Origin of the sequence: Paenibacillus taichungensis (assembly GCF_013359905.1) — a bacterium.
Classification (GTDB): domain Bacteria; phylum Bacillota; class Bacilli; order Paenibacillales; family Paenibacillaceae; genus Paenibacillus; species Paenibacillus taichungensis.
The window spans coordinates 96,974-115,853 of sequence record NZ_JABMCC010000094.1 but is presented as its reverse complement, the minus strand read 5'-3'; the positions used below and the strand labels follow the sequence as shown (position 1 = coordinate 115,853).

Here is an 18,880-nt window from a genome sequence, read left to right as displayed (position 1 = left end):
GCCTGATACGAACAACCAAGGAAAGCTACATTCCCCGTGGAATTAGCTAATAAAATGCCTGTTATTTTAGCTCAGCCGTCACCGCTTGATTCAGAGCGGTCACATTCACACGCGGCTCACCGAATATGCCCAGCTGTCGCCCTTGTGTATGTTCCTCGACGATCTTGGCAAGCTCTTGCTCACCAAGGCCCGTTGCCTGGCTAATCCGGGGAATCTGTGCTTTTGCCGCTTCCGGTGACAGATCGGGGTCAAGACCGGAACCGGAACCTGTCACGAGATCTGCAGGAATTTGCTGCAAGCCCGGATTCTCTTGCTTGAGCTGAGCAACCTTTTCCTTCATTTCAACTATATACGCCTCCGATGCCACGGCGCGATTGGAACCTGCCGAAGCAGTTCCATCATAATTGGCATTCGATGCCCGGGGCTGGAACAGCCCCGGCGATTTCACTTCCTGCGCCAGCAGCGACGAACCGATGGTTTTCCCGCCTTGTGTGATCAGACTACCGTTCGCCTGATTTGAGAAGAGCAGCTGTGCCACTCCAGTTGTAGCCAGCGGGTAGATAATACCGCAAATCAGCATAAGCACGATAGACAACCGAATGGCGGGCAGTACCTGTTTCATATGAATCACATCCTGAATTTATTATTAGTTAAATTTAACAAACGACTCTACACTAGACCACTTCGCGGTCAGAACAACCTTTCGATCGCTGTTATCCCCAGATTTTTTTGATTCCCTTTCCCAAGGGATAAAATCCGGGGATAAAGGCGAACGCTACGCTTCTCCAGTTTTGTTCTGCCCTCTACGTTTTCGTGTAAATGTTATTCAAATCTAGAGTTAAAACCTCATACCAGGTGAAGCCCCGACAGTACCAGATCAATCAGCTTAATTCCGATAAACGGTACGATTACACCGCCCACACCATAGATAAACACATTCCGTCCAAGAAGCCGCTCCGCTGACATGGCCCGATACTTTACACCCCGCATGGCGATTGGGATTAGCAGTGGAATAATGATGGCGTTGAAGATCAGCGCTGACAGAATCGCGGACTGTGGTGAAGCGAGATTCATAATATTGAGTGCCTGAAGCTGCGGCATGGCCAGAATAAACATGGCCGGAATGATGGCGAAATACTTGGCAATATCATTGGATATCGAAAATGTCGTCAGTGCACCGCGGGTAATGAGCAATTGCTTGCCAATGGAGACCACCGACAACAGCTTGGTCGGGTCAGAATCCAGATCGATCATGTTGGCCGCTTCCTTGGCCGCCATGGTGCCCGAATTCATCGCCAGGCCTACATCGGCCTGCGCCAGAGCAGGAGCATCGTTGGTTCCGTCGCCGGTCATGGCGACGAGCTTGCCCTCCTGCTGCTCTTTTTTGATCGCAGTAATCTTGTCTTCCGGCTTGGCTTCGGCAATAAAATCATCCACACCCGCTTCCAGCGCAATGGTCGCCGCCGTCAGGGGATTATCCCCTGTACACATGATCGTCTTGATACCCATGGCTCGCATCTCCGCAAACTTCTCTTTCAGCCCCGGCTTCACCGTATCTTTCAAATAGATCACACCATAAATCTGGTCATCAATCGCAACAGCAAGCGGTGTACCCCCAGCCTTTGCAATTCGGTTAGCTATATCGTCCAAATCGCCGGGTATCCGTCCTCCACGGGAGGAAATATGGCGTTTGATTGCATCCACCGCACCTTTGCGAATCTGCTTCCCACCGCTTAGATTCAGACCCGACATGCGGGTCTCTGCGGTGAAGTTCACATGTTCTGCATCTGCATATTCTGTCTCCGCCCAGTTCTCCCCCTGCTTACCAGCCAATTCGACGACCGAGCGTCCCTCTGGTGTCTCATCCACTACGGAAGCTTGCAGCGCAGCCCGGGTCATCTCTTGTGCAGATACGCCCTGAACGGGAATAAACTCCGAGGCCATGCGGTTGCCGTACGTAATTGTTCCGGTTTTGTCCAGAATCAGCGTATCAATATCCCCTGCCGCTTCCACCGCTTTACCCGACATGGCGAGTACGTTGAACTGCGTGACACGGTCCATCCCGGCAATACCAATCGCGGATAACAACCCGCCGATCGTCGTCGGAATCAGACAGACAAGCAACGCGATAAGGGTAGCCAGATCAAGCCGGATGCCCAAATAATTCGCCATTGGCACCATGGTCATGATGACAATCAGAAATATCAGCGTCAACACGGCGAGCAGTGTGGTCAGCGCAATTTCATTCGGCGTTTTCTGGCGCTGTGCACCTTCAACGAGTGAGATCATCCGGTCGAGGAATGACTCCCCCGGATCAGTCTGCACACGCATCACGATATAGTCGGAAGTAACCCGCGTGCCTCCTGTAACGGAGGAAAAGTCACCGCCCGCCTCTTTGATTACGGGAGCCGATTCCCCGGTAATGGCGGACTCGTCGATAGAGGCCAGCCCTTCAATAATCTCACCGTCCGTGGGAATCAGTTCGCCTGCTTCTATACGGACGATATCTCCTTTTTTCAACTGGGTCGAAGACACTTGCTTGATGGTTCCGTCTTTCTGTACCAGCTTCGCAGTGGTGTCCGATTTCGTCTTGCGCAGCGTATCTGCCTGAGCTTTGCCCCGTCCCTCTGCCAGTGCTTCAGCAAAGTTGGCAAACAGCAACGTGAACAACAGGATGAGAAATACCGCGATGTTGTACCCTCGCCCTGCTTCGGATGCAACAAAGAGATCGGGATTGATACATAACAGCAATGTGATGAGTGTGCCGACTTCGACGATAAACATCACCGGATTTTTGATCATGACGACCGGGTTCAGCTTCTTGAAGGCATCCAAAGATGCCTGGAGCAGAATGTCCCGACTTAATGTTTTGGTTCTTTTGGGCGTACCGGGATCCGTCCCCGAACCTCTCGTTCCTTTAACCTGGGTTCTGATGATGCCTCTGTCTAATCCTTCCACTGTCTGCTCCTTCTTTCGTTCTACAACATTCATTGTGATAATCCACCTCCGTACTTTACGTCCTTGCTCCTATTCCCATATCCGATCACCGTACCGTCCATCATCGGATCATCGCCAAATGTTCTGCAATCGGTCCAAGCGCCAGTGATGGGAAGAACGTCAACGCTCCAACTACCACAATCATCATCACCAGAATGCCTGCAAAAAGAGGCGTGTGTGTACGCAGTGTACCCGTTGTTACGGGAACAACCCGTTTGGTGGCCAGTGATCCGGCAATGGCGAGCATCGCGATCATGGAAATGTATCTTCCAAGCAGCATTACCACACCAATGGCGATGTTGTAAAAGTCCGTGTTAGCATTCAGCCCGGCAAACGCCGATCCATTATTGGCAGCCCCGGATGCAAAGGCATATAACACCTCGGTCAGACCATGCATGCCTGAATTCGAAATTGAAGCGACAGATTCAGGGCGCATAAGCGCCAGCGCGGTCGGAGCCAGAATAATCAAAGGATGAACGAGCAACGCGATAGATGCGAGCTTCACTTCCTTACCCTCAATTTTTTTACCAAGAAATTCAGGAGTTCGCCCAACCATCAATCCACAGATAAACACAGCCAGAATCACATAGAGCAATCCGTTGAGCAAACCTACTCCTTTACCGCCGAATACGTTGTTGAGCATCATCTCAGCCAGTGCAACCATGCCACCAAGCGGGGTGAGCGACTCATGCATATTGTTCACTGACCCGGTTGTAGCTGCTGTAGTCACCGCTGTGAAAAGCGCCGATTCGGATACTCCAAACCTGACTTCCTTGCCTTCCATATTACCTTGGATTCCCACCACATCCAGCGCCGGCACACCGCGATATTCCGAAACAAATACCGTGGTCAGCATTACGAGGAAAAGTAAACTCATGGCCGCAAACAGCGTCCAGCCCTGCTTCCGGTTGTTCACCATGATGCCGAAGGCGTAAACCAGCGCAGTAGGAAGCAGCATCATGCAGACGATATGCACCAGGTTTGACAACGCTGTGGGGTTCTCAAATGGATGCGCGGCATTGGTTCCGAACCAGCCTCCACCATTGGTACCCAAGTGTTTGATCGACTCCAGCGAAGCGACCAACCCGCGGCTAATCGTCTGCTGTGCCCCGTCCAGTGTGGTTGCATTCACCGCTCCCGCCAGTGTCTGCGGCACACCCTGGAATACGAGGAACAACGCCACAATGAAGCTCAGCGGCAAAAAGATTCTCGTAATCGACCGTACCACGTCGACGTAGAAGTTCCCCAGTTCATCCCGGCGGCCTACCAGGCCGCGAATGAAGGCAATAGCGACCGCGAAGCCTGTAGCCGCTGAGGTGAACATCGGAAACGTCACGGCCAGCATCTGTGATAGATACGACAGTGCGTTCTCGCCCGTGTAAGACTGCCAGTTCGTGTTGGTCATGAACGATGCAGCTGTATTAAAGGCCTGTGCCGGAGGCATATTGCCAATGCCATCCGGGTTGAGCGGCAAATACTTTTGCAGCCGCAGCACCAGAAACATCAATAACAGCATGACGAAGTTTGAGATGAGTACGGCTGACAGGTACTTTTTCCAACCCATCGACTCGTTCTCCTTCACCCCCATCAATCGATACAGCAATCGCTCAGGCCCACCAAATATCCGATCCAGTCCTGTTCGTTTGCCGTCAAACACCTTCACCAGATAACTCCCCACTGGCTTCACCAGTAGTATGATGATCAGCAGCGTCACCGCCACTTGTAATAAACCGCTACTCATATCCGCATTTCCTCCCTAAAATCGACGATCCGAGTGCTTCTGGTTTCGTGCCCCAAGCAACCATCAGAATTTCTCCGGCCTCACTAGCACGTAACCAAGATAGACTACCAGTGCGAGCACAATCATGCCGATGACGATCATACGGCTTCTCCCCTTTCACGCCCTATACATTCATGCTTTCTCACAAAATTTCACAAATCCCCAGAACACCACAAACAACAGCACAACCAGCCCAATTATCGTGGCATCATTCACCATGTGCTCCCCTCCCTCTCTCTACCGTTCTTGCAACCTTCTACATATGAAATCGTAATACGAAACGCTGTAAAAAGGGGGTAAAGAAATCCACGCCAGGGTGTAAAAAAAGCGTAAAAAAGACCCGTTCCCCTCAGCGATCAGCTGAAGGAAACGGGTCTATGTATGTTGGGTGCCCTTTATCCAAACGGATTCTGGGCCCATTGCAGCAGTCTCTTCCGGGTAATTTTCCCGTGTGACGTATGTTGAATAACTTGGCCACCGTCCAGCAGCAGGACTTGAGGCGATTCATGGTGAACCTCGGTATCTTCCGCAATGCGGCGGGAAAGCGAGCGGCTTTCGATGACTTTGACGATCCGGTACTCCATCTTTTGTGCGGGATCTGATGCATTCGAGCCCACAAAGGCCATAAACTCCCTGTATGCTCTCGCACTGACTGGACAAGTCGTACTGTGTTTCAGAAGTAGCACCGGATGATCCTGGGACCGCTCAAGTACCTCTTCCCATTCCTCCTGCTTATACAATTCCTTGACATGTTCACTCAGCATATCATCCAGCCCCGAGCCTGCACGTTTGCTAACGACAGATCCAACCACGACGCCCAATGCCACACCAAAGGCAACCCCCAGGGCGATCTGGTTTGTTGCCACACCAATACTCGTTCCAATGGCAATACCTACCCCAAGCCATAGAGTTTGAGGATTCACTTTTGTGCCCATGGAGATCATCCTCCTTGAAGATATTTATAAAAAAATATTAACTTTTAATGTAGGAACAGTCACTCATTTGCCTGTATAAAATGCCTATGGTAACATAAGAATAGACAATATGGAGAGGTAAAATCCTCTCACGGCGCGCGTCTGTTCAGATGCAGAGCAAATCCCACCACAGGCGTTCAACCTGGTTTAACGGTGGGTTTTTGTTTATGACTTCATTGTGGTAATGCCCACCCGTTGTCTACCGAAAATTATACCATAGGCGCCTATTCAGGCGCTTTTATATTCCTCATCGAAGGGTCCACTTTTGTGATACACTGAGTGTAATTTGGCAACGATGAACATGAAGAACTGATGGGAAAGGCGGAAATTCGTTATGGCATATGCTTTTATGATCGAACCGCAGTATTATACCGCTTTGGAGAACGAAGACGAGTTGATTGAGAAGTGCCAGGAATGGGGCTTACTTTCGGAAAAAGCAACGAAGGTCAAAACGTTCTATTATAAAGGGAATGGGCTGAATATGCCTTGCACCATCATTGGCTTTGTCGATCATATGGCAGCAGTCATTCAATTGGACAATGATCAGAAACACTGTATTCATCCTTCTTATCTGAAAGAAATGCAGGCGTCCAGCTATAATGTAAAAAGTTCGGTTGGCGCAGGCACGGCAAAAGACAAATCTAATGAACCAGTCGTTACAACCAACTTAGAAGAGATCCCTAGCTCTGATGCTGCACAAGATCCTGTTGCTGCCTATTCGGATAAGATTCCATCCGGTATGAGTGACTTTGATTCCGAACTGGATGTGGACACGGATGACGATGATACCTCCTCCGAACTAAAAGGCGACCCTGATGGTCTGGTGGAAGAGTATGTTGGACCCGCAAACGGGGCCACAAGCAGCGCTGCTAAACCAAAGGCAAAAACCGCAGGTAAAGCCAAATCGATCAAGATTGATCTGCCGGAGGGTAAAGTGAAAATGTCCGCTGTTGTAAAGGAATTTACGACCGTGCCGAACCACTTCTCCGACAATGATGATGAAGTCATTATCTATGAAGCCGTTACGATCACCGAGCCCGAAGTTATCGACGTTGGCGAAGCCTGGTCCAGTCACAGTGCCACGATCAAGAAGCAGGAGCTTGAGGTTGGTGATGTGCTTACTTTTGAAGCAAAGATTATCAAGAAGAAACTGACCAGAAATCCTGTTCCTTACAAGATCAATAACCCATCCAAAATTCAGAAAGAGGTCTAATTTTCAGATTAGCAAGTATATACTCCTTGCAGGAGTCACAAAAAACCTCCAGACACGTTGCTCATGTCTTGGAGGTTTTTTTGCTTTACCTATATGGCAGAGACACTACTCTCAATTTACTGATGGTTAGCTGCGACACAGCTGATCTGGAACTGAACGCCAAATTTATCGATAACCATACCGTAGGCTGGACTCCAAAATGTTTCCTGGATCGGCATTTTCACTTCGCCACCGTCTTGCAGCTGGTTGAAAATTGCTTTGGCTTCATCGGCAGTATCTGTGTTTACCGTGACATTCACATGATTACCCACAATATAAGGCATACCAGGGAATGTATCGGATAACATCAATACAGAACTTCCAATCTGCAAGGAAGCATGCATGATGCGGTCTTTCGCTTCGGGAGGTACGGGGTGATCTGGGTTGGAAGGACCATCGCCAAATGTCTGGAGTGCCAGCACTTCCGCTCCAAATGCCTTTTTATAAAATTCCACTGCTTCACGTCCGTTACCATCTGTTACAAGGTACACATTCAAGCTAATTGCCATTCGTGCTTCATCTCCTTGATATCATGTAGTTGAACCATTCCTGCCACTTGCGACAAGAGTATATACGAATAGGTTGTCCATTGACAAGAAGGTATTTCCATAAGCATCTCTAAGAACAAGGCCCTCTCTCCAAAGAGGCCCTGACCACTCTTCATTTAACTCCCAGTGGTGCTGGGACCCAAAGTTCATCCATTGGTAGGATTGTCCTGTAATCCTTATTTTATCCTCGGTGTCTTCGCAAAAAAAAAAACCACTCTCCCGAATCCTGTCGGTAAAATGGCTGCGGTCGATCCTATGAGGTTAGCGCGTTTTTACGATGCTATCTATTTCACTTTTCAACAAGAGGTATCGGTGAACACTTCTCATGATCGGGACCTTAGTTAGTTTATTCTTGTCTACATAAAGTTTCATCTGATCTTTGGTCAGACCGAGCAAACTCCCTGCTTCAGATACCGTCAATACAACCTCGGGATTCGTAGCATTAAACGTTTTCTTCACTTTCTGGTTCCAGTCCTCGAATACCTGCATAGATCAGTGATCTCCCCTATCCATAGCCAGTCATTTTCCAGGCTGAATAGATCCATTATACCATACTTGTGATGATCGTAACTTAATCCTTATCGAGAACCAATTAATGTTAATGAATTTAGGCTTCGCGACCAAACACCTCGAACTGACTTAATGCCGGGAATGGAGAGGGATCTGACGACTTGATCAGTTCGCTTAACGTTACCCATTCCACGTCCTTCGACTGAATTTCGATCGTTTGTGGTTTATGAGTTTGGATCAAACTGGCCTGCTCGGAGCTGCCATCGGAAAAGGTAAGAGTAACCCGCTCCCAGAAGTTATCGTGGGGAAAATCTGCACGTAAGGTCAGGACTACTTTGTCGATAGACACCGTACGTCCAAAGTTGACTGTAATGGCAGCATCAGCCCGCTGGTTGATCCCCCAAGATTCGTATGGCCACTCGCCATGTGAATCATTGGCGCTGTTGCCATTGATGGCGTTACGTGCTGCAAATACAGACTCTCCACGGGTCTCCACGTTGGCGGAAGCATGGGGAAAACAGCTTTCGTTTCCATGCTGATCATACGGATTCAGCGCTACATTTTTATATGCCTCAATCTCTTCCCGTGTAGCCAACCGAGCACTTAGAACATGCCTGTCACCCGTAAATGACTTTGGTGAATAAGACACTCGTTTCTCTTCAAAAGGAATGACATAACGATACTCCTCACCTGTTAAATAAACGAAAGCCGGATTCATGGAATCCTCCAGCTGGATGATCAGATATACGTTTACATCAGAACTTCTTAGAACGATGCTGTCCCCTGCTCCATAGGCCTGTCTGTACACAAGATTTACTTGTTCACTGTCCGTCCGCGTTTCGAGCACCACACCGTCCACATTTTGAATTTCGAGCGATAAGTTCGTCATCTACATGCTCCATTTCTATTGATATTATTTATAAATTTCTTGATCTGAAAAGATGAAAGCGCTTCTCTTTATTATACTTTATCATAATCACGGGACTCGGCACCCCTAAATAATGACTTATTTAATACAAAGACGAGTATATTTCCCAACATAAGAAGTGCAAAAAGAGCCACTTCCTTAAAGTGGCCCCACGATGTAAAACTAAATGATTGTCTTAAGCCTCTTCCCAGAATCGGCGCAGGTTGCTCATGGCGATTTTGGATGCAGATTTACATTCCTCCATGCCCTCAAACTCAATCGTAATGTTACCATCATAACCGGATTCTTTAATCAGCCTCACAATTTTGCGGATTGGAATATCCCCTTGCCCCACAATGGCACCGCGCAGGAAGTTGCCGTAAGCGGTTGTGAACCATTCCCCTTCACCCGGATGCTCATCATAAGGGCGGAAATAAAAGTCCTTGAAGTGAACCAGAGAAGCGTACGGCAGATTTTTCATGACCCCGATAATCGGATTCTCATCCACGCACATGAAGTTGCCGATATCGAGTGTCGTTTTGAAGTTGGGACGATCTACGGCATGAAGCACACGCTGCACACGGTCACTGGCCTGCACACTGAAGCCGTGATTCTCAATGGTTGTTGTAATGCCAAACTGTGCAGCATAATCAGCAATGATCTGGCTTCCCTTCACCATCAGCGGCAAATGTTCCTCAAACCAGGCAATGGTCATTTTCTCCTTAGGCAAAGTAAACGCCGTTACGTCATGACGCATATGCTTTACACCCATTCGGTGTACAACATCGACATGTCTTTGGACCCGAGCTATCTCTTCTTCAAAAGCTTCTTCCGTCTCCTGCACGAAATTCGCAGGCATCGAATAGTTGGACAGCTCAATACCCGCAGAAGCAGCCCGCTCCCGAATGGCGTCGGCGAGATCAGGATTGTCCTCCACGGTGTAGCCATACGGAACCATCTCCATATGCTCGCCACCATTTGCGGCAATCCAGTCGATGATATCCAGAACCGTCATTTCACCCGAATTCAGATCGTTCAACAAGCTATACGTACTCAGGCCCACTTTCATCTGCTCAGCTCCCTATCGGTATTGTTGGATAAATTTAACCGCTTTGCGAATGTCCTGTTCCGGCTGGTCGCCTACCTCGCGTTCAATCGTCAGATAACCTTTGTAGCCAATATCCCGAAGGGCTGCAAAGTATGCGTCAAAATCCACACTGCCCTCGCCCAGCGGTACCTCACGGAAGAATGTTCCGGAAGAGACCATTTCGGCAATTTTCTCATGATCCATAGGCGCATATCCCACTGCACCGTATACGTCCCTCGGGTCTACTTCCTTCAGGCGCACACCATCTTTCACATGGGTATGCACAATATAATCCTTGAGCAGATGAACACCTCGTGCAGGGTCATCTCCAGTAACCATCACCATGTTCGCCGGGTCAAAATTCACCGAAACCCCGTTAGTCGACAGGGTATCCAGAAACCCTTTCAGGTCTGCTGCCGTTTCCGGTCCCGTTTCAATCGCGAAGTAGGCTCCTGCGCTTTTGGCATATTGGCCCAGTTCCTCACATGCGGCATGCAGTGTGGCATACACTTCGGAGGAAGGATCGTGCGGAACAATACCGATATGTGTTGTGACGATATTTGTACCTAGATCCAGAGCAAGATCCACGATGCGCTTGGACTTCTCTACTTTCCACGGATTATCCTCCTTGACCTGAAACCCGTGACCGCCCAAATCGCCAACCAGGGCAGAAATTTCAAGACCAAGAGAATCGATATAACTTCTTAACTCCTTGCGAGCTGTCGGAGAGAGGTTCTCAGGGTCCATCTCTCCATGGACTGCATAGATCTGTACGCCTTCTGCACCTACATCCTTCGCTTTGCTTAATCCTTCACGTACACCTACACCGAAGCTATCCACGATCACGCCAATCTTGTTTGTTAATTTCATGCCATACCCTCCCGTTAAATCGGTATTTGATTTTTCATTCCTGGTGAGCCTTCATGATGGACGGAATGCTCTATACAATTTTCGACCCCTACCCGGTCACTCCTTTTTCTCCGATCATTTCTTATCCGGTTTCTTGAGACTAATCTGCTGAGACCAGCTTCACAGTTTGAATTTCATATGGCTTGAACGTCAGCTCAAAATTCCCTTCATGACAAGCTAGTGGTCTAATATCATCCTCCAACAGATTGACTACAGACGTCTGTATACGCGCGTCAGCCCATTGAATCTCAACCGTTTCTCTTCCACCAGATGACTCATAGAAACGAAGTACCGCTCCCGTACCGTCTTCGGAAGCCTTAATCGTATCCAGAATGACATGTTCACTATGGAAATGAACCCATCTGTGCTCTGCTGGCAATGTGCCAGAGTGTCGTTCACTTGCAACAACCCGAACCGGGTGGTTCAGTTCCATCGCACGTCGTACCACACCCGCTTCCCGCCAATCTCCCTGATGCGGCAGCAGGGAATACGTGAATTCATGCTCACCCTGGTCAGCATGTTCATCCGGCCATTTAGGAGCACGCAGTAGAGAAAGACGGATCGTCTGATCCTTGATGTCATATCCATATTTACAATCGTTCAGCAGGCTTACACCACTGTTGCCCTCGGAGATATCCGCCCAGCGGTGACCACACACTTCAAACTGGGCTTGCTCCCAGCTGGTGTTGTTATGAGTAGGGCGCTCCAGCGCACCAAACGGGATTTCATAGGCTGCTTTCGCTGATACCAAATCAACGGGAAAAGCCACTTTGAGCAGCTTATGACTCTCCGCCCAGTTCACCTTTGTCTTGAAATCAACACGTCGCTGATGACGATATAGAATGATATCCTGGTGAATCTCGGACTCGTTTAACTTCCAGTGAAACCGAAGGATATCCTGCGTTACTCCACGCTGTACTACTTCTTTGGAGATCAGCTCTGCCACTCCTGCACGCTGCGATTCAAACCGCGGATCAATATCCCAAGCATCCCAATACGTTGGCCTGTCATGGAAAAACTGTAACTCATTCGCTTTATCGCTCGGTTTCAGCCACTCCCGTTGCATGGTTTTGTCATACCATCTGATGATCTCTCCTACATCGTTAAATTCAAGCGTGTAAAAGTCCGTTTCCCAGACAGAAGGAAAAGATTCATCCTGTTTCAATGCAGGAAGATTGGCATCCGGTGCCTGGCGTAGCCATATCGTGGCATATCCAAAGGCCGGAATGGATGGGACATAGACTGACAAGGTCAGCACGTCTCCATTTGCCTCCAGGTCACTCAGCAGACGATTACCCCGATGGTCAAACGCTGCTAAACCGCTCAGTTTCTCGTCGCCTGTAATCGTAACAACTTCTCCCCTCTCCCAGCCTAGGCTATTAAATACAACATAGGGCAGACCGTCGAAGCCATCTGTCGCAATGCGGTCCTCAATACTACTAAGGGTACCATTCATAGCCGATGTCCCCAGAGCGAATACTTTCGTATACTCTTCCATTGATGTTACGTATACTTCGGGAATGGACGTGCCCGGGATAATATCATGGAATTGATTCAGCATGATCAGCTTCCAGCCTTCATCCAGATCACTTTTCGCCTGTGCTGCTTCAACTCCGGCAAACTGCCCCCAGATTTCAGCTTCCCGATACAACACCTCTGCTTTGCGATTGCTCCTTTTGTTGCGTGCATGAGTTGTATAGGTTCCACGATGCAGTTCCAGATATAAGTCGCCATGCCATTTGGGCAGCTTAGGATTGTTGTTCGAAATTTCTTCGAAAAACGCGCCTGCTGTACTGAAATTGCTAATGGGCTGCCCAACCATGAAATGGGATCGCTCTGCGAACGCAACCATTTCGTTCGTTACCCCGCCTCCACCATCGCCATGCCCATATAGCAGCATTTGCTCGGGGTGTACATCCTTCTGCTTGTAGGATTGCCAGTGCTCATCGACATCTTTGGGCCGGGTATGCTCATTCACTCCGTGATTGAGATACGCAAGCACCGAGGTGCCGTCAATGCCTACCCAATGGAACAGATCATACGGGAAAACGTTGGTATCATTCCAATTGAGCTTGGTGGTCATAAAATAAGGAATGTCAGCCAGCTTGAGCAGTTGTGGCAGCGAAGCACAGTAGCCAAACGTGTCAGGAAGCCACTCGATGTTTGAACGCTTGCCGAATTCCTCCTGATAAAAGTTCTGCCCGTACAGGATCTGACGCACAAGCGACTCGCCACTCGGAATATTCAGATCCGGCTCGACCCACATGCCACCAACCAGTTCCCAGCGGCCTTCGGCAATTCGGGTTTTGATTCGTTCGTACAGCTCAGGATAGTGCTCTCTCACGAATGCATACAGCTGTGGTTGACTCTGCGAATACACGAACTCCGGATACTCATCCATCAAAGTACACATCGTGGAGAAGGTGCGGCTGGACTTGCGCACAGTCTCACGCACAGGCCACAGCCAGGCAATGTCGATATGGGATTGCCCAACCAAATGCATGAATCCGTCTCGATACTCTTCCGGGTCTTCCTCCTGCACCGACTGTGCGAGCCATTCTTCCCAATGCTGCACCCACGCCGCTTCACTCCAGCGCTCCGGCTCGTTGTACATCTTATCCATCACCTGATGAATATCCCGGATAAGACGGGTGCGCTTTAAGTCTTTCTCCGGTAATGCTCGGAGTGATTCCGAAAGTACCGTAATGCTATACATTAGACTCTGTAAAGGCGAATTAACACGAACCAAAGCGGCTCGAATGCCCTGAATTGGCGGCTGGATGACCGCCTGTCGATTCAAGGGGTCATGTGGTTCTGGTATGGGATCAAATAGCTCAATCTCCAGCAATGGCGTAGTTCCCACACGGCTCTTCGGTAACGGTACATACCCATGATTGCGGTCCAGTCCGTGATAAGGCACGCCATTCACCTTCAGCAGCCCTTCACCCCTGGCCTCGAAGATCAATCCGACCACATCTTCCTCCCAATTGGCCGGAATCTCTACGGTTTTGCTCAGAAAATAAGTCGTTCCATGGTTACTATGGAGTGGATTCAAGCTTTGAACAGCCGCATTCTTCTGTTCATACTCATATTCCCCTGGCCGGACATACTTGGCTTTCTGCATCTGCCACTCTGGAAGTTCAATAGTATCCCTCCATTGCTGCTGAGTCAGATCCTGAATGAATCTCTGAATTCGAATCATACCTCCACCCCCACCTTCTGGATGTGTAAACTACAAGCAGTACAGTCTCTGGAACTGCTGCCAACCATTAGTCTGAATTCACCCGGCTCCACAACAGGCTGAAGACGGGAATCGATCAGCTCTAGATGTTCTTTTTGCACAGGGAACGTCACCGTCTGGGTCTGTCCCGGCTCTAGATGGATTTTACGAAATCCCTTCAGTGAAATTTCGGAACGGGTGACCGAAGCCGATACGTCCGTAATATACAGCTGTACAACCTCATTTCCCGCAACCGCTCCCGTATTTGTGACCTCCACCTGCACCTCTGCTTCATCGTCTGGTCCAATCACTTCGGGTACAACTCTTACATTCTCGTACTTGAATTCTGTATAACTAAGCCCAAAACCGAACGGATATTGTGGTACCAGATCGGTCTCCAAATATCGCTTGCCCCGGGTACGTTTGGCATTGTAGTTGACCGGAAGCTGACCTACATGCTTGGGAATGGAGATGGTAAGACGACCAGATGGATTCACATCACCGAACAGAATATCTGCAATGGCGTTGCCCCCCTCCTGCCCGGGGTACCATGCTTCCACAATGGCATGGGCATGCTCATCAATCCATGGTTCGGCAATGGGCCTTCCGTTAATATATACGACAATAACCGGTTTCCCCAGCTTATGTACTTCTTGCACCAGTTCCAGTTGAACACCCATCAGGTTCAGAGACGATCGGTCTATCCCTTCACCGCATTCCATATCGTTCCATGGATCATCCGTAACAACGGATGCCCCCGTCCGCAGATCAATGGTCCCTTCGCCAAAATCCCGACTACTTGACCCTCCCATCACCATAATGACAGTATCTGCTTCTTCAGCACAGGCGAGCGCTTGCGCAAAGCCCTCTCTGGAATCCCCTTTGATCCGGCAGCCCGGTGCGTACAGCACCTTTCCGGTGTCAGCACCAAGCTTGCGCGTAATCCCATCCAGCACCGTAACGATCTGTCCTCTCGGCTGCGGCGAGGTGTAGTCGCCAAGCTGGTTGTAGACGTGGTTTGCATTCGGTCCAATGACCGCCAGTTTTGTACCTGTTTTACCGAGCGGAAGGGTGTTGTCTTCATTTTTGAGTAAAATGATTCCCTCCTGCGCGACTTTTCTCGCCAGCTGAATATGTTCTTCACATCCGATCACCTGCTCTGCAAAGTCAGGATCAACGAAAGGTTGTTCGAATAAGCCCAGTCTGAACTTCATCTCCAGCACCCGCCTTACCGCCGTATCCAGATCCTTCTCTTCAATCAATCCTTGCGACAGGGCCTGCCCGAGATGCTTGCGGTACATGTACCCGGACATTTCCATGTCCACCCCTGCCTTAAGCGACTGAGCAACGGCCTGCTCCCCGTTCTCCGCGGTGTTGTGTCCATTGACAAGCATCTGAATTGCACCAAAGTCAGTAATGACAAATCCGTCAAAACCCAATTGCACGCGTAGGAGATCATTCAGCAGATATGAACTCGACGTACAAGGCACACCATCAATCTCGTTATACGCTGTCATGACAGAACATGCTCCGGCTTCCACTGCTTTCTTGAACGGCAGCAGATCCACCTCGTGCAGCTCTCGTAGTCCCATATGCACCGGAGCAGCATTGCGCCCACCCTCCGAGCTGCCATAGGCTGCAAAATGTTTGAGTGTCGCCACAATCGTCCGATTAGAATCGAGCCGGTCACCCTGTAAACCTTTTATCGCTTCAACCGCCAATTCACCGATCAGGTATGGATCTTCGGCAAAACATTCCTCCGTCCGTCCCCATCTCGGGTCCCGTACTACATCAAGCACAGGCGAATATGTTGCCGCTCCTCCCTGGCTCCGAGTCTCCACAGCAATCGCTTCACACATCTTGCGGTACAATTCCGTGTTCCAAGCACTTCCTACTGCTAACGGCACCGGGAATACAGTTGCCCCAATGGCCATATGCCCGTGAGAACACTCTTCCCCGAACAAAATGGGAATGCCCAGCCGGGAGTTCTCCATGGCATACCGCTGGATTTCATTGGTGGCAACAGCTCCCTGCCTAGGCGTCAGGCCAGTCTCCAGCGTCACTTCCGTCCAGGGATCAGCACGAAGTGTTCCATATAAAGACCCAATCCCACCATCTGCGATTTCCTTTTTAAACTCATCCGTAACCTGAACCGTACCATCTGCTTCCTTAACATAAGTCTTCCACCCCATCGGCTGGATCAGCTGCCCTATCTTCTCCTCCGTGGTCATCCGCCCGAGCAGATCTTGGGTCCGCTCCTGAACGGAAAGCGATGCATCTTTATAGTCCATATGCATATTCTCCTTATGAGTTCGGCTTAGTCTGGTGCATGGGCTCACATGGCTTTTCGATAGTCGCTAGGCGCAACACCCACCACATTCTTGAACGCCCGATTGAAGGAATTGTAATTCGTATACCCAACTTCCTCACTGATCTCCTGAATGGCCTTATCCGTCTCCAGCATGAGCTGTTTCGCCTTCTCAATACGGTGACTAATCAGAAGATCCACGAACTTCTCACCAATCTCGTCCTTAAATAGCTTACTTAAATATTTCGGATTGATATCAAATAGATCACTTAGATAATTTAGTGACAGCTCGGGGTTGTTGTAGTTCTGTTCAATATACTTGCGAATTTCAAGAATATGAGATCGATGTTTTCTGGAGCAATGAAGCGTCTGCATCTCATCAGCCAGCTCACGGAAACCTTCCCAGCACAGCGCGCGTAAATCATCCAACGTCTCCCAACCTTCCAACCTAGGAAGAAGTGGTGTAAATACAGATGCCCATCGCTCCTGATACTCTCGTGGAAGTTCTGCGAACTCCCGGTTATAGTGCTGGAACAGCAATTGGACCGTATTCATAATCTCCTGGCGGGAGAGCACGGATTCATGGATCTGTTCGAATAAGCGGTCAAAATGCTTCTCCCACACATCTTCCGAGAGTCGCATCGCCTGTACCAGCAAAGAGATCGTCTTCAGGAATTCATACACATCATTCGTTGAGTTCGGTACCTCCCCACATGGAATGATACGATTCATGCCGAGCACAGCCTTGTATTCCAAGGCATGCACCGCCTCCTTCAGCGAAGCTCTCAGACCACGGACATCCACTGCGACTCTTCCAATACCGATGGTTACGGTGAAGTTCAAATACTGCCCAACCCTGTCAAGATAACCGGAGAGCAGTCTCTGCTCGGTCTCCTCACCTTTCTCCATTTCGGGAATCCAGAGTATGGCATACAGACGCTGATCCGATATCCACTCAGCCCACACTTCGGTGCCCTCGTGCCTTGCACTCTCCTGTAGAATGCTGGATAACACGAATTTCAGGAGGGATTGATCCTGATTGTGGTACTCCTCCATGAATCGGGAATACTGATCGATCTCCACCACCATTACAGCCCATCGATCCTCTAACTGCGGGAGCTTGAACCTGCTCATCTCCGCTGTCAGTTCATTGCCGGTAAAGTCCCGCGTACCCTCCAGCAGCTCCTGAAAGAAGTATTTCTTCTGCAAAATCAGGTTCTCTTCATGCTCCTCCTGATATTGCTTGGTTTGATCAATCATTCGCTCCAGCGTAGTCTGGATAAAACGAAACTCGTTATCCTTCGTATAACCCGCCCCTGGCTGTTTCTGCGAAGCCACCGTCTCAATCAACGTGACAATCTGCTGGATGGGCTTGTAATTTCTACGTGTTACATAGATCACCCACACCACACCAATCAGGACAACGGCAACGGCAAAAACAAACCAGATATTATAAAACTTCAGGGCAAATTTGACGATCTTGCCATTGTTCAGCCCCGTCTGTACCTTCCAGCCACTGTAGCTGGATGTAAACTCGGAGAATACTTCACCTGAGTCTGTTTTGGGAGAAACTGCTGTAATTCCACCCTGCATTGCTCCGTCCCACAGATTGCCACCCGAGCGATTGAAGATATTCACGAAGGTGAACTCAGGGTCATACATCTGCATGATGGATTTCTGCAAGGTCGGCAGATCGACGTTAACAACGACAAGGCCCGTGCCGTTTCCGACACCGCGAATGAGTGTAATGACCTGTTTTCCTTCCTCGGTTGGAAATGCCTTAAAGGATCTCGCCCCCACCCACTTTTGCGTTGCCGCAGCACGACTGTCTTTAATAAACGCTGCATCCGGGAATTCCTCAATCGGCACCGCCTTGCCGTTGCTGAATACCGTATCATCGTTGTATCTCACCAGATATATGGAATCAATCAGTGGATACTCTATTTTTAATTCATCAATAACCTGGACTGCTTGAATTCCGGCATACACATCTTTGCTTCCGGTTACCGAATAATAATTTTTCAGGTTGGGATTGGTCAAAATATCACGCAGCACCTTGAAGTCGATGGAACGTAGTGAATTGTCCAAATATTGCGTTACCTGTGACGCCAGAAATTCATTGGCCTTGAGTGCTTCTCTCCGGTTCTGTTCATTGAATACCTGAAAGAAAATGATAAACAGGATTGTGGTCACGATAAAAAAAACAGGCAAATACGATAGCAGCAAACGTCTAAACCAACTGTTGTTCATCTCCGAGGCCCCCCACCACTGTTTATACGTATGAGCATTTTGCATAAGCTGGAATGACAACCGCGCCAATCTGGTCGCTAATTTTCCATAAATATTCAGTAAATTATATCGGATGAAGTGGGGTTGTCAAAAGGAGAA

The 18,880-nt window shown here is 49.2% G+C and carries 14 protein-coding genes; 1 reads left to right on the top strand and 13 read right to left on the bottom strand.

The window, feature by feature from the left end:
- Positions 1–61: 61 nt before the first annotated feature.
- The 5 genes from kdpC to ytxJ all read right to left on the bottom strand — a co-directional run bounded on the left by kdpC (position 62) and on the right by ytxJ (position 5,712).
- Complete coding sequence (gene kdpC / locus HP548_RS03545; RefSeq protein WP_175380907.1) at positions 62–622, bottom strand: potassium-transporting ATPase subunit KdpC; 561 nt, start codon at positions 620–622, stop codon at positions 62–64.
- A 224-nt stretch (positions 623–846) separates the two neighbouring features.
- Positions 847–2,991: a potassium-transporting ATPase subunit KdpB gene (gene kdpB / locus HP548_RS03540; RefSeq protein WP_217504598.1), complete on the bottom strand. Its 2,145-nt coding sequence runs from the start codon at positions 2,989–2,991 to the stop codon at positions 847–849.
- Between the two features lie 67 nt (positions 2,992–3,058).
- Positions 3,059–4,738: a potassium-transporting ATPase subunit KdpA gene (kdpA, locus tag HP548_RS03535; protein WP_175380906.1), complete on the bottom strand. Its 1,680-nt coding sequence runs from the start codon at positions 4,736–4,738 to the stop codon at positions 3,059–3,061.
- Between the two features lie 63 nt (positions 4,739–4,801).
- A complete protein-coding gene (locus HP548_RS03530) occupies positions 4,802–4,864 on the bottom strand; it encodes a potassium-transporting ATPase subunit F (RefSeq protein WP_231952816.1) in 63 nt (20 codons plus the stop codon).
- Between the two features lie 308 nt (positions 4,865–5,172).
- Positions 5,173–5,712: a bacillithiol system redox-active protein YtxJ gene (gene ytxJ, locus HP548_RS03525; protein ID WP_175380905.1), complete on the bottom strand. Its 540-nt coding sequence runs from the start codon at positions 5,710–5,712 to the stop codon at positions 5,173–5,175.
- Positions 5,713–6,085: 373 nt separating this feature from the next.
- Between ytxJ and HP548_RS03520 the strand changes: the two genes are divergently transcribed.
- On the top strand, positions 6,086–6,964 hold the full coding sequence (locus HP548_RS03520; RefSeq protein ID WP_076291949.1) for a hypothetical protein: 879 nt from the start codon (positions 6,086–6,088) through the stop codon (positions 6,962–6,964).
- 116 nt (positions 6,965–7,080) lie between these two features.
- Here HP548_RS03520 and HP548_RS03515 read toward each other — a convergent pair whose 3' ends face one another.
- The 8 genes from HP548_RS03515 to HP548_RS03480 form a co-directional block, all read right to left on the bottom strand.
- Entirely contained in the window at positions 7,081–7,512 is a 432-nt protein-coding gene (locus HP548_RS03515; RefSeq protein WP_076291950.1) for a VOC family protein, read from the bottom strand.
- Positions 7,513–7,812: 300 nt separating this feature from the next.
- Entirely contained in the window at positions 7,813–8,040 is a 228-nt protein-coding gene (locus HP548_RS03510) for a hypothetical protein (protein WP_053782996.1), read from the bottom strand.
- A gap of 118 nt (positions 8,041–8,158) precedes the next feature.
- Positions 8,159–8,950 carry a carbohydrate-binding protein gene (locus tag HP548_RS03505; RefSeq protein ID WP_175380904.1) on the bottom strand — a complete coding sequence of 264 codons (792 nt, stop codon included), beginning with the start codon at positions 8,948–8,950 and terminating at the stop codon, positions 8,159–8,161.
- Between the two features lie 214 nt (positions 8,951–9,164).
- On the bottom strand, positions 9,165–10,037 hold the full coding sequence (locus HP548_RS03500; protein WP_175380903.1) for a sugar phosphate isomerase/epimerase family protein: 873 nt from the start codon (positions 10,035–10,037) through the stop codon (positions 9,165–9,167).
- A gap of 12 nt (positions 10,038–10,049) precedes the next feature.
- A complete protein-coding gene (locus HP548_RS03495; protein WP_063566456.1) occupies positions 10,050–10,925 on the bottom strand; it encodes a sugar phosphate isomerase/epimerase family protein in 876 nt (291 codons plus the stop codon).
- A 139-nt stretch (positions 10,926–11,064) separates the two neighbouring features.
- Complete coding sequence (locus tag HP548_RS03490; protein ID WP_175380902.1) at positions 11,065–14,166, bottom strand: alpha-mannosidase; 3,102 nt, start codon at positions 14,164–14,166, stop codon at positions 11,065–11,067.
- Positions 14,163–16,475 (bottom strand): glycoside hydrolase family 3 N-terminal domain-containing protein, encoded by a 2,313-nt coding sequence (locus HP548_RS03485; protein ID WP_175380901.1) that lies wholly within the window; start codon positions 16,473–16,475, stop codon positions 14,163–14,165. The genes HP548_RS03490 and HP548_RS03485 overlap by 4 nt, the downstream gene beginning before the upstream one ends.
- Before the next feature lie 44 nt (positions 16,476–16,519).
- The gene (locus HP548_RS03480; protein ID WP_175380900.1) at positions 16,520–18,742 is read right to left on the bottom strand and encodes a helix-turn-helix domain-containing protein; all 2,223 of its coding nucleotides are present in this window, start codon (positions 18,740–18,742) and stop codon (positions 16,520–16,522) included.
- Positions 18,743–18,880: the final 138 nt, after the last annotated feature.